Source organism: Butyrivibrio sp. WCD2001, assembly GCF_000424485.1.
Taxonomy (GTDB): domain Bacteria; phylum Bacillota; class Clostridia; order Lachnospirales; family Lachnospiraceae; genus Butyrivibrio.
On record NZ_AUJZ01000005.1, the window covers coordinates 270,038 to 282,984 of the forward strand.

At 40.8% G+C, this 12,947-nt stretch carries 11 protein-coding genes; 8 read left to right on the forward strand and 3 right to left on the reverse strand.

Features of this window, described 5'->3' with window-relative positions:
• Positions 1–4: 4 nt before the first annotated feature.
• Both G630_RS23415 and G630_RS0106075 read left to right on the forward strand, forming a co-directional pair.
• Positions 5–763, forward strand: a complete 759-nt coding sequence (locus G630_RS23415) for a DUF1653 domain-containing protein (RefSeq protein WP_026498069.1) — start codon at positions 5–7, stop codon at positions 761–763.
• Positions 764–834: 71 nt separating this feature from the next.
• Positions 835–1,860 carry a glycosyltransferase family 2 protein gene (locus G630_RS0106075; protein WP_026498070.1) on the forward strand — a complete coding sequence of 342 codons (1,026 nt, stop codon included), beginning with the start codon at positions 835–837 and terminating at the stop codon, positions 1,858–1,860.
• Between the two features lie 77 nt (positions 1,861–1,937).
• On the opposite strand, the gene G630_RS0106080 is transcribed toward G630_RS0106075, so the two are convergent.
• On the reverse strand, positions 1,938–2,654 hold the full coding sequence (locus G630_RS0106080; RefSeq protein ID WP_044958795.1) for a phosphatase PAP2 family protein: 717 nt from the start codon (positions 2,652–2,654) through the stop codon (positions 1,938–1,940).
• A 130-nt stretch (positions 2,655–2,784) separates the two neighbouring features.
• Positions 2,785–3,795 (reverse strand): diacylglycerol/lipid kinase family protein, encoded by a 1,011-nt coding sequence (locus tag G630_RS0106085; protein ID WP_242829911.1) that lies wholly within the window; start codon positions 3,793–3,795, stop codon positions 2,785–2,787.
• A gap of 109 nt (positions 3,796–3,904) precedes the next feature.
• Between G630_RS0106085 and glyA the strand changes: the two genes are divergently transcribed.
• The gene (gene glyA, locus G630_RS0106090; protein ID WP_022762853.1) at positions 3,905–5,143 is read left to right on the forward strand and encodes a serine hydroxymethyltransferase; all 1,239 of its coding nucleotides are present in this window, start codon (positions 3,905–3,907) and stop codon (positions 5,141–5,143) included.
• 848 nt (positions 5,144–5,991) lie between these two features.
• Entirely contained in the window at positions 5,992–7,284 is a 1,293-nt protein-coding gene (locus G630_RS20950) for a glycoside hydrolase family 3 N-terminal domain-containing protein (protein ID WP_049946116.1), read from the forward strand.
• A gap of 103 nt (positions 7,285–7,387) precedes the next feature.
• Here the strand turns inward: G630_RS20950 and fliD are convergent, their stop codons facing one another.
• Positions 7,388–8,182, reverse strand: coding sequence for a flagellar filament capping protein FliD (gene fliD / locus G630_RS0106100; RefSeq protein WP_026498073.1), 795 nt, complete (start codon positions 8,180–8,182; stop codon positions 7,388–7,390).
• A 249-nt stretch (positions 8,183–8,431) separates the two neighbouring features.
• Between fliD and G630_RS0106105 the strand changes: the two genes are divergently transcribed.
• The 4 genes from G630_RS0106105 (at position 8,432) to G630_RS23420 (ending at position 12,927) form a co-directional block, all read left to right on the forward strand.
• Positions 8,432–8,749, forward strand: a complete 318-nt coding sequence (locus G630_RS0106105; protein ID WP_022762850.1) for a hypothetical protein — start codon at positions 8,432–8,434, stop codon at positions 8,747–8,749.
• Between the two features lie 105 nt (positions 8,750–8,854).
• Positions 8,855–10,108, forward strand: coding sequence for a 23S rRNA (uracil(1939)-C(5))-methyltransferase RlmD (rlmD, locus tag G630_RS20955; protein WP_081667816.1), 1,254 nt, complete (start codon positions 8,855–8,857; stop codon positions 10,106–10,108).
• A gap of 760 nt (positions 10,109–10,868) precedes the next feature.
• Positions 10,869–11,627 (forward strand): hypothetical protein, encoded by a 759-nt coding sequence (locus G630_RS0106120; RefSeq protein ID WP_049946117.1) that lies wholly within the window; start codon positions 10,869–10,871, stop codon positions 11,625–11,627.
• Positions 11,628–11,769: 142 nt separating this feature from the next.
• Positions 11,770–12,927: a helix-turn-helix domain-containing protein gene (locus G630_RS23420; RefSeq protein WP_026498075.1), complete on the forward strand. Its 1,158-nt coding sequence runs from the start codon at positions 11,770–11,772 to the stop codon at positions 12,925–12,927.
• Positions 12,928–12,947: the final 20 nt, after the last annotated feature.

A 12,947-nucleotide genomic window follows, 5' to 3' on the forward strand; every position in this document is an offset into this window, starting at 1 on the left:
CATTTTGCATAGACCTAAACCACAGGAATTTTACAGACATTTTAAAGGAGGAAGATATCAGGTTATCACCATTGCAAGGGATGCGGATACAGGTGAAGAACAGGTAGTGTATCAGGCACTTTACGGTGATTACACTGTTTACTGCAGACCTCTTAGTGAATTTGTCTCGGAGGTTGACAGAGATAAATATCCTAATGCGGATCAGAAGATGAGATTCGAACTTTTTGCGCCCTATGAGAACAAGGCGGATGAGGAAATATCAGCTGCTCCCGTAAAAACGAAAGAAGTAACACCTGTTACTCCTGTAGAAACAAAAGAAGTAACACCTGCTTTTGAAAAAGAGGAACAAGATAATGTTATAAGGCCTCAGACGGATGTGATAAAAAAACGGGCGATTGATATGCTGAAAAGTGCCGATACTCCGATGAAAAAGGAGGAGAAGGAAGACAACACGTCTGATAAGGTGATTAAGCCGGACCCTGATAATGAGATTAACAGCAATTATATGAATCGCACGATCGAGGAGGAAGCCGAGGACTTTGGAATGAACCCTCTCGTGGTAAGATTCCTTGATGCAAGGAATTCCGCTGAGAGAATTGAGGTTCTCAATCTTATAAGACCGGTTGTTACCAATGATATGATTGATGTGATGGCAATGTCCATAGATACAGAGATTCCCGGGGATGATCCGGATGTAAGATGCGCAGAGCTCAGAGAGTGCCTTGTGACAAAGCAGCGATTTGAGGTTACCAGACTTCGCTGACAGGCTAGAATGCCGTTACGAAAAGATAAAAATGTAAATCCATATGATTTTTTAAGGAGATATGAAAAGAGATGAAGTTATTAAGTATTGCAGTTCCATGTTACAATTCGCAGGATTATATGAGAAAGTGTATCGATTCACTTCTTGTCGGAGGCGAAGAGGTAGAGATTCTTATTGTGGATGACGGATCAAAAGACGATACGGCAGCAATAGCTGATGAGTATGCTAAGAAGTATCCCACAATCTGCAAGGCAATCCACAAGAAGAACGGTGGACACGGATCAGCAGTAAATACTGGACTTGAAAATGCTACAGGTCTTTATTTCAAGGTTGTTGACAGTGACGACTGGGTAAAAGAGATAGCTTACAGAAAAATACTTACAACTCTTGAGGAATTTGTTGTAAGTGGCGAGAGACTCGACCTTCTTATCAGCAATTTCGTTTACAACAAAGAGGGTGAGCAGCGCCATAAGGTGATGCGTTATAACAGAATGTTCCCCATTGAGGAGCTTTTCACCTGGGATGATGTTAAGAAGATATCCATAGGACATTATCTTCTTATGCATTCCGTAATATTCAGAACAAAGCTTCTTAGAGACTGCGGTCTTAAGCTTCCGGAGCACACATTCTATGTGGATAATATCTATGTATTTAATCCGCTTCCGTTTGTTAAGACGATGTATTATCTTGATGTCAATTTCTATTATTACTACATCGGAAGATCAGATCAGTCTGTAAACCAGGAGATCATGATCTCAAGACTTGATCAGCAGGTAAGAGTTAACAAGCTGATGGTTGATTATTATGTTGAAAATATCGGAATGATAAAGTCAAATAAGAAAAGACATCACTATATGTTTAATTATCTTGAGGTTATCACTGCTATTTCAACAATACTTATGGTTGTGTCCGGGACAAAGGAAAATCTTGAAAAGCGCAAGGAGCTCATGAAATACATCAGAAACAGAAGTTTTCTCTTGTATGCTAAGCTTCGCTATCGTATCGAGGGAATTTTTGTATATCTTCCCGGAAAGGGCGGAAGAAAGGTTACAATGGCAGGCTATAAGATTGCCCAGAAATTGTATAACTTCAATTAAAACTGTCGCAGTACAAGTTCAAATAAAAAAGCATGGTTGTTTTCACAAAGCCATGCTTTTATTGTTGTTGTTATAATTTACTGCAGCGCTCTTCTGGTCTTTTGCCTTTCGTCGAAACGGTGATATGCGTTCACGATAAGCTCACTCTTATATACTACCAGGTTGGAACATACTGCAAAGATGATTCCTCCAAGAACATCTATTACCGAATGCTGCTTAATGAACATTGTTGAAAGAATGATCAGTATGCAGAAGACGAGAGAACTGTTCTTGAGCCACTTCTCAAAACGCTTGGAATTGGAAATAGCAAGGTGTGTGCCGATTGCGTTGTACACATGAATGCTGGGCCAGAGATTGGTAGGCGTATCTGTCTTGTACAGATTCTGAATCATGTGTGTGAAAATGTTATCCCTCGGCATTACCGCAGGTCGCATATACTGTATATTGGGCCAGATAGATGAAATGATCAAAAACAGCGTCATTCCGGTGAAGAAGAATGCTGCATTCTTGAAAAAGTCTTCCATATCGTACATTAGCAGGAACAGGAAGAAGAAGAATGAGCAATAAACAAACCAGCCCAAATACGGGATGATGAAAATCTCCAGGAACGGGATCTTGTCATCTAAAGCTGCGTGAATTTCTGTATAATGTAACTCCTTGGTACCTTCCAGATGGAAAAACCATGTGAAGTAAACAAATGCGTAAATTATTACCGGTATGAGGCATCTGATGGTATCTTCCAGTCGTTCTTTGGTCCAAGGCTTGTCAAACCACTTTGATGTTCTCTTTTTCATAAATAAATACACCTTTTAATGATAGAAACAAACTAATACTACCGATTTCTACTATATCGCAGTGCAAATCTTTTATCAAACACAAAACTGTACAAAAATTATAAAAAAAATATAAAATACTATACGTTTTTCACGATAAAAGGCTCAGTTTTTGCTGTAAACAGGTGAGCGTAATAGCATCGGATTTTAATAAAACCTCTCCGTCGGTATGAACCCATAAAGGAAGAGCGGTACGGATTTTTATTTCCTTTGCTCTTATATGGTGGATTCCTTTCTGACCATAGTGTTTGCCAAAAAAGGCCAGGGGCAGTGCTTTAAAGATCCGAAATGTGCTCATGTCGCCGCCTGCAATGAGATAAAAATAGCCATCCTGCAGATCCGCATCCGGGGCGAACTTAAAGCCACCGCCTTCATAGTGGTGGATCATGGCTGCTGCAAAAATGAGATGGTCTATGTGAATGTGTTGATTATCATCCGTCTCAATATCACAGGAGGGCTGATCGGCGTGAAGTATTTGCCTGATTGCAATCGAACCGTAGGTGAGTTTACCAAGGCCCAGCCTGTTCAGGAAATTCTTAGTATTTGAAGAAAGTGCTTCTTCACAAACCGCGGCGTCAAAACCTATTCCTGCACTGACATCAAAACGTCTGTCGGAAGCGATTCTCTCATCGTGAAGTCTGGAGAAGGTCTTTGTCATATGATCATAATGAACATTGCCTATATCCAGCTTTCTTACTACTTCTTCCTTCAAAATTCGATCTATCAGGTCTTCTGGTTCTTTCGGAAAATCCAGATCGCGGACGAAATCATTTCCGGATCCAAGCGGAACAACGCCGAGGCGCACTCTGTCAAAATCCTGAATGCCGGATATTACTTCATTTAGGGTGCCGTCTCCACCCATTACAACAATATTTATAGGCTCTGAAGAATCTTCACCGATCTTCTTTTCAGTAAGCTTCTTCACAACGCTCATGGCGTGCCCGGGGCCCTTGGTAAAGACAACCTTGTAGGGTTTCCCCAGAGTCTTGCATTTTTCCTCAAAAATGTTGTAGATATTTTTGCCGTTCCCCGATCTTGCTGAAGGATTAACTATACAGTAAAACATTATTTCATACGCTCCCGAAATAAAACTCTTATTCATTTTATCAAATGATTTCTGTTTTGACACCTATATCATTATATGATATGATACTTCACAATTGCTTTAGCACATTAAAACGTCAAATTATCGAAGTGGAGGAAATGCCGGTATGTATTCATTGGATGAAGTAAAAAATGTCGATCCTGAGATCGCTGACCTCATCGTAGAGGAGATGGAGCGTCAGAACGATCATATTGAGCTGATCGCATCTGAAAACTGGGTAAGTAAGGCTGTTATGGCAGCTATGGGTAGTCCCCTTACCAACAAGTATGCGGAGGGCCTTCCGGGAAAACGTTACTACGGCGGATGCTATGTAGTAGATAAGGTAGAGAACATTGCAAGAGACAGAGCAAAAGAGCTTTTCCATTGTGACTATGCAAATGTTCAGCCTCATTCCGGAGCGCAGGCTAATCTCGCAGTTCAGTTTGCACTCTTAAAGCCCGGTGACACAATTCTCGGTATGAACCTCAGTCAGGGCGGACATCTTTCACACGGAAGCCCGGCTAATATATCCGGTACATATTACAATGTAGTGGCTTATGGTGTTGATGAGAATGGCTTCATTGATTATGAAGAGGTCAAGAGGCTTGCCAAAGAGCATCAGCCCAAGCTTATCATCGCAGGTGCATCTGCATACTGCAGAACAATTGATTTTGCAAAGTTCCGTGAGGCAGCTGATCTTTGCGGTGCTGTTCTTATGGCTGATATCGCTCATATTGCAGGACTTGTTGCAGCAGGCGTTCATCCGAGCCCGTTCCCGTATGCTGATGTTGTTACAACGACAACTCACAAGACCTTAAGAGGCCCCAGAGGTGGTCTTATTCTCTGGAATCAGGCAGCTCAGGATAAGTATAAGTTCAACAAGGCTGTATTCCCCGGAATTCAGGGTGGCCCGCTTGAGCACGTTGTAGCTGCTAAGGCAGTATGCTTCAAGGAAGCTCTTACTCCCGAGTTCAAGGAATATCAGCAGCAGATTGTGAAAAATGCAAAGGCACTCAGTGAAGGCCTTATGAGCAGAGGTGTTAAGATCGTTTCGGGCGGTACAGACAACCACCTCATGCTTATCGATCTTACAAATTTTGATCTCACAGGTAAGGATGTTGAGGCATGGCTTGATGATGCACACATCACTGCAAACAAGAATACAATACCCAATGAAAAGCAGTCTCCCTTTGTTACAAGCGGTATCAGACTCGGAACTCCTGCAGTTACTACCCGCGGAATGAACGAGGAGGATATGGATAAAATTGCGGAAGCAATTTCAATCGTAATCAAAGGAAAAGGCGAGAAAAATGATGAGGCAAGAGCAATCATCAAAGAATTGACTGCAAAATATCCGCTTATATAAAAAATTTAGCAAAATATTAGAGCTGACCTTAAATTTTTATATTTAGGGCCAGCTTTTTTCTTTTGATTTTATACTTTATTTCGAGAAGAGAATTCGGTATTTTGAATTGTACAAATATTATGACTATTACAAACAATTTATCAGATAATCGATATTTTTATACGAAATAATCTAATATCAAAAATATTTTTTAAAAAATGTATTGACAATTATATCCGGCATGTGTATACTACGATTAAAGATAAGAGAAAGAGAAAACTTCTTTCAGAGAATTCAGCAGGGTGCTGAAAGAAATGGAGGTACGGTCCAAAGGGAACTTAAGTTTTTACTCTAATTCTTAGTTATTAAATTTTTCGGAAAGGAAGGTACAGACCGCCGAACTATTTAACACCACAAACAATAGTGAATTTCCATCACAACGAGTCTTAGTACATGACATGGTGGCGTTTAGCATGATCGTCGTATCATCCGTCACAGCATACGAGTGCAAAGGTTAATGGAACGGGCAGAGTTGAGAAAGTGGAGGAAAGTCCATTGGACAACGAAACACAATTTGAACATGAGTAAGGGCGAATGCATAGATAGAAATGCACTCGCCCTTATTCGTTTTGCTGCGCAAAACGAATAAGGGAATTATGCACACGAGCGCATATTGAATTTGTTGCCTTCGGCAACTGCGCTCGGCGCAGGCATTTTGCAAGCAAAATTCCATCTCTAGCGATTATGGTGGTCTTCTACATAATTCTACAATATTTTGTGTCCAACATCTTCCGAAGTGGTAGAAATTGTGGTTTTAGTATGATATACTAAATCTAAGTTTTTTAGGGGATTTTCCATGGGGAGGATATATGGAAGACAAAATGAATATTAGTAACGGTTCTGAAAGAGATGTTCGCAGAGAGCTTAGGAGACAACGCAGGATCAAGGCCCAGGTTACAGCATATGTTATAACCGGTGTTTTGGGTGTTTCTGTTGTTTCGGCCGCCTTTCTTGGCGTTAATAGCATCGTGAAGGCCGTTAAGGACTATAATGCTTCAGTGGAGGAGGCAGTGGCTGAAGCTAAGCAGGTGGGAGCAGAGCAGGCAGCAGTGGCTTCTCCTGAGGAGAATATCACTGAATCAGAGGTTCAGAGTACTGATGCTATGCTTGATAATATTGTGGATACCTGCATTTCCGAGATGCCGCTTGAGGACAGAGTGGCAGGCCTGTTTATGGTATCACCCGAGCAGCTTACAGGCTCGGATGCTGTAGTTAAGGCCGGGACAGCAACACAGGATGCCCTTTCACAGTATGCAGTTGGTGGACTTTTCTATGTAACCAAGAATATTAAGGATGAGGCTCAGATCAAGGATATGCTTAGTTCTACCGCATCAATGAGCAAGTATCCGCTTTTCATATCAACCACAGAGGTTGGCGGAGAGAAGAGTCTTGTGGCAAATGGTCTTGGACTTGATCCGGTGGCGTCTCCCACAGAGCTTGGAGCTTCCGGTAATGCCGATGAGGCTTATAATACAGCTTCAAGAGTTGCTGACTATCTCAATGCCTACGGCTTTAATCTGAATGTTGGTGTAAATGCCAACCTGACTGATTCAGGCACATCATTCGGTACAGATCCGCAGAACGTATCGGCAATGGTTGCCAAGACGGTTGAGGGACTTCAGTCCTTTGGTGTATCCGCAGGACTTCAGTATTTCCCGGAGACTATTAACAGCGGTAATTCCATAGAAGGGCTTCAGGATGCACTTAGTCCCTTCAGAGCAGGAATTGATGCCGGTGCAAGTATGATTATGGTATGTACTGCGCCTTCGATGGGAATCACAGGTGATGAAACACCTTCATGCCTCAGTTCTGTTGTTGTACAGGATCTCCTTAGAGGGCAGCTTGGATTTGACGGAATAATAATTACCGATTCACTTTCAGATCTTGCAGACAGATACTCCTCTGCAGATGCAGCAGTAGCAGCCATCCAGGCAGGTGCGGATATGATTTTCCTTCCTGCGGATTTCGTTGATGCTTATCAGGGAGTACTTGCAGCAGTGCAGAATGGTACGATAAGTGAGGAGAGAATAAATGAATCTCTTCGCAGAGTATACAGAGTGAAATATGCTAACCGTGTTGAGGAGATTACCTCCGGCCAGTAATTTTTTTTACAAATTTGAGCAATCAAATGCCGCCGCATCAGCCATAAGGCCGATAGCGGCGGCTATTCTTAAGTACGCCTTTCGGCGAACGTTCACCATTTCATCAGATAAAGGAATCCAAAATAGAGGATAGATCCGAATTCATGGTTCCTGTCTTTGAGTAGGTTGAAGAGCTTGAAGCTGCTCTTGAAGCGGAGGTCTCAAGACTTGTTGCAGCCTGAGATACTTTATAACCAAAGCCTGCTTTCTGGGTAAATATATTCTGTGTGGCTTCTGCTCCTGCAGCTTTAAGTTTATCTTTGTCGAGCGAGAGCTTGCCATCATCTTTGATACTGATTCCTATGGAGGAGAGTTCACTCTTATAGGAATTTGTAATCTTTCCGAGATAGCTTGCTCTTGTATCTGTTGTTACATCAGAAATATCTCCGGTGGAATCAATAAGCTTATTATAGCTGCTTATAAAATTTGAAACGGCACTTGATATTTTTGACATGTCATAGTCGTAAACTTTTGATTCAGTACCATCCTCATCCTTGACAGTCTGCCACGTCTTTTCGAAAACAGAGTTGTCGCCGGTCTTGGACAGAGTATCAAGTTTTGATGCAACATCCTTAGCATTGGATGAAATAGCTGAGTATTGTTTTTTTTCTGCGGCTTTGGACTTTTCAGTCTCGGTGGTCTGCCGCGTGGATTCTTTTTCGGTTTTATCTGCAGAATCTGCTTTTTCGCTGTCTATTTTCTTGTAATATGCTGAAACCAGCTTTCCATAACTTCCGTTTTGGATGGAGGAGTAATCGGAAAGCATACTTGACAGTCCGGACATGAAGTTGGTCGATGAAGAACTACCGGACATACTGCTAAATAGGGTGGAATAATCCATGTTAACGTTTATTCCCATATACATCACTCCTTTGATCTTCGGGGCTATAGACACCCGGAAAAACAGCATCCATGCTGTTTGTATACTACTCCTACTTTATTTTTACACCCATACCCCTGATTTTTCAAATGAAAAGACCATTAACACTATAAAGAATGTGTAAAAATAAGCGGTTTTGCGAATGTTCTGAAGTGTTATTTACAAACATGATTGGGCTAGTGTAAAATATAGTGGATTTCAGATAGATTGAGAGGATTTGAACGATTTATGTCATCTATTATACAAAATGATCAGGTGTTTAATAATGAAGTTTCTTTTTGCAGAGTTTACAGCAAAGAAAGCAAGAGAATATTAGAAGAGCGTTTTCTGGCAAATCGTATTTCTTACTACATTGACTGGCAGGACAAGAGCTTCCTGCAACGTCTGTTTGGTTCTGATAAGGATAAAATTATGTGTACAATCCGCATCAACAGAGCAGATGTTGAACGCGCGTTGGAACTTGTTTCCGGCCTCGAAGATGTCAAGATCAGAGATTTTGGCGATAGGAAGGGCAGAAACAGTAAGAACAAACCCAAGAAGAAATAATGTCAGACCTCCGGAATTGCCGGAGGTTTTTCAGACTATAGAGGGTATATGCTTTCTCCTTAAAGGAGAAGGCGTCAGCGAAGCTGACGGATGAGGGTATAAATAATGAATAAAGATAATACACCAAGAAAGAACGAAACAACTAAACGTCGCGTGACTCCCAAGGGAGCCGGTGCTGCAAAGAAGCCTTCTGTCAAAAGGACACCCAGCAAGTGTCCTGTTTCCAAGAAGTGCGGCGGCTGTCAGATGATCGATGTGCCCTACAAGGAGCAGATCAAAAGAAAGCACAAAAGAGTTGAAGAACTGATCGGAAAATATGGAAAAGTTGAGCCATTCATGGAGATGGAACATCCGGAGCATTACAGATGTAAAGTTCATGCGGTTTTCACTCATGACAGAAAGGGTAATCCTGTATCCGGAATATATAAAGAAGGGACTCATGATGTAGTCCCTGTTGACGCATGCTATCTTGAGAATGAAAAAGCAGATGCTATTATTGCAACCATCCGAGGAATGCTCAAGTCCTTCAAGATTAAAACTTATGATGAGGACAACGGATTTGGCCTGTTCAGACATGTTCTTATAAGAGTTGGACACAATACTGGAGAGATAATGGTTGTTCTTGTGTTGACATCGCCGATTCTTCCTTCGAAGAACAATTTCGTGAAGGCGCTGCTGAAAGAACATCCGGAAATAACAACAATTGTTATTAACGTCAATGATAAGCATACAAGTATGATTCTCGGCGATAAAGAGAAGGCAATCTACGGACCCGGCTTTATCTACGATACCGTATGCGGCATGAAATTCAAGATTTCACCCAAGTCCTTCTATCAGGTTAACCCTGTTCAGACAGAGAAGCTTTATTCCAAAGCGGTTGAACTTGCGGGACTTACCGGAAAAGAGACAGTCCTTGACTGCTACTGCGGTGTTGGAACTATTGGTATTATTGCAAGTCCGAAGGCCGGTGAAGTTATCAGTGTGGAAATCAACAAGGATGCAGTTCGTGATGCAAGATTAAATGCAAAAATGAATGAAATTAAGAATATCACGGTATATGAAAATGACGCCAGCAAGTTCATGGTGCAGATGGCAGAGGCGGGAGATCACGCAGATGTTGTCTTCATGGATCCGCCTCGTTCAGGTTCAACCGAGATTTTTCTCGGCTCCATGTTCAAGCTGAATCCCGACCGTGTTGTATATATTTCCTGCAGCCCCGATTCTCTGGCAAATGACTTGGAAATCATAACCAAGAATGGGTACAAAGCGGAGCGAATCATACCGGTTGATATGTTCCCGTTTACCAGGAGTTGTGAGACAGTAGTTCTCTTGACGAAGAGAAGCGTAAGCGCAGGCTGAGCCTAGAGCGGAACTTCCACGCGAAGTAGTTGTGGGAATTGAGATAATTTAGTTTAGGAGTGTATTAGAGACATTTCGTGATGGGATGTCTCTTTTTAATTTGCACTTATTTAAATTTGTTGCTATAATCTGTTTCATTCTGAACGAAGGCAGTGAGATGCGTATCGGAGACACTGCTGATTTCCATTTTGATAATAAAGATAATTGAATATAGTCCATTTATTTATGAGGATATGAGCTGCTTGATTCTTCTTTATCGTATTTTGAGGTGTTAAGCACCTTTTCTGTTGTGCCGGAGATATGTACAGGGTACCTTTGGCGAAATAGCACTGCTGAAAGATAAGTGATGAATGTTTGCGGCAGTTGTATTAACCATTACTGTACTGCTACAAAGTTTATTTTGAATAAATGCGGTAGTTAAAAAAGTATACCGCTACTGCCGCTATAAAAATATATGCATAGTGCGGCAGTGTCATATATGTATATTGAAATGCTACAAAAACAAATATTTGGATATGTGGCAGTACAGGAAGTAAAAAAATAACTGCCGCAACAAGACAATATGGGAGTTGTGACAGAAAAGATGGGGCGAAATGTGCTGCTATAAAACTGAAAATAATAGTTTGCGGTAGATGTAGTAAGCCTAAACATAATGCTGCAAAAGCTTGGTTCACAATATGCAGCAGAATAATTGAGATTAAGAAAGGAATATTTTATGCAAGGACTGGAAGAATTACTAAAGGAGGAACAAAAACGGCTAATGAAGATAAAGAAATGTGTAGAAGATAGGTTATCTTCAGCACCAGAAGGAACTCTAAGAATTACAAATTGCGGAAAGAGAACGCAGTATATGCTTTGTACAGGCAAGAATGAAAAGTGTAAAAGGCAGGGTGAGTACATAAGGCGAGAAAATAGCAATATAGTGAAGCCTCTTGCGCAGAAAGCATATGACAAGAGAATTAAAAGAATTGTTGACCGAAGACTTAAGCAACTGGAAAACATTTGCAATGAATATAAAGACGATGAACTACTGGAGATATACAATTCACAAAGTGATATAAGGAAAAACATGGTAGAACCTGTTGAAACCCCATTCGAGCAGAGAATTCAGAAGTGGAAGGAGGTTCCATATCAAGGGAAAGGATTTGCTGAAGGGGCTCCGGTGATACTTAGCAAAAAAGGAGAACGAGTACGATCAAAATCAGAGAAAATTTTGGCGGATACATTTTATGATATGGGAATTGAGTATAAATATGAGTGTCCACTGTTACTGAAAGGATATGGTACCATATATCCGGATTTTACATTGCTTAGTAAAAGAACCAGGAAAGAAGTATACTGGGAACATGATGGGAGAATGGATGATCCCGATTATGCAGATAAAGCTATTAGAAAAATAGATTCATATATTGCTAATGGAATAATTCCCGGAGACAGATTGATAGTAACCTATGAAACATCAAATTTTGTTTTAAGGGATAGGACAGTTAAAGAACTTATACATGCTGCCATATTATAAATACATAACAGTAAAACATTCTGATTCAACGCTAAGTTGTATTTTCTCCGAGGACAAGTTGTTAGGAATCCTCTTTGGTTTCTGCTAAATTGAAGTTATCAAAGATGCATCTATTGAAAAAACTGAAAAGAGGTAAATGCATATGTCGCTAGGAAACAATATAAAAAAATATCGTCATGATTTAGGATATACGCAGGAAGAACTGGCAGGTATTCTTTGCATTACAAGCCAGGCCGTTAGCAAATGGGAGAGCGGGTCAGGGCTTCCTGATGTTACTCAGATAGTTCCGTTGGCACAGGCTTTAAACGTATCAACAGATGCATTGTTTGGATTTAATACTGAGATCTATGATGTGAATTTCGCAGAGGAAGTGGAGCAGAAAGCTAATACTCTTCGAGATAGTGGAGAACAGTCTCAGGGAGCTTTAAATGCAGTTCAATATTTGGATCAACAGTGCGAAGAGAATATATTTAATTATGGTATTATGACTAGCTTTGTTCAGGCTGTTGGGCATATGAGCCGCTATGTAAATCCAAATAATTCTTATTACTCCGGGCTTATGGAGAATGATGGTAAGGAATGGAAACAGCTTATTAGGAGAACTGAAAACAGAGCGATGCAGGTTATTCGATACTCAGGAGATAAGGCGCTTGTGGATAAATGCCACTTTTCACTTGCATGGCTTTGCTGGCACTCAGGTGAATGGGAAAAGGGCATGCAGCATGTTGAAGCCCTTCCTTCTATCAGCAACAATATGCTTAAGGAAACGCTTCTACCATACTTTATAAGCATTGACACGGAAGAAGGCAGAGAGAATTGGAAGGGACAAATCCGTGACAATTATCAAAACTTCATAAGAGCTTTAAACAAGCAGATTTTATATACTGCTGAAAGTATGATGTGGGTCAGTCCATTAAATGAAGTCGAGGAAAAATGTTTTTGGGGATTATCCATCATGGACAAATTTATGGAAAATGAAAAGATGAAAGCGCATTGTCAGGGATATTATCGAGATACCTATAAGTTTTTAGTTGCAGCATATTTGAGGAATGATATGCCGGGGAAAGCTGCCGAGGAATGGAAGAAGCTATTAGGGAAAATTGATGAATATGTTGAATTCTGTTCTGAGATAAATAAGAAGGAACCAAAAGAAGTAGTGCGCATTTATGGTAATGCCGCCGCTCGCAATATGGAAATTTATACCAGAGAGTGGATAGACAGTAAATTACAGTTTATGCTTGGCCAACTTCGAAGCTGGAGTAAAGAAGATGTATTTTCTGAATTTGAAAAATTAGTCTAACGTTGTGATAAACGCCGCAC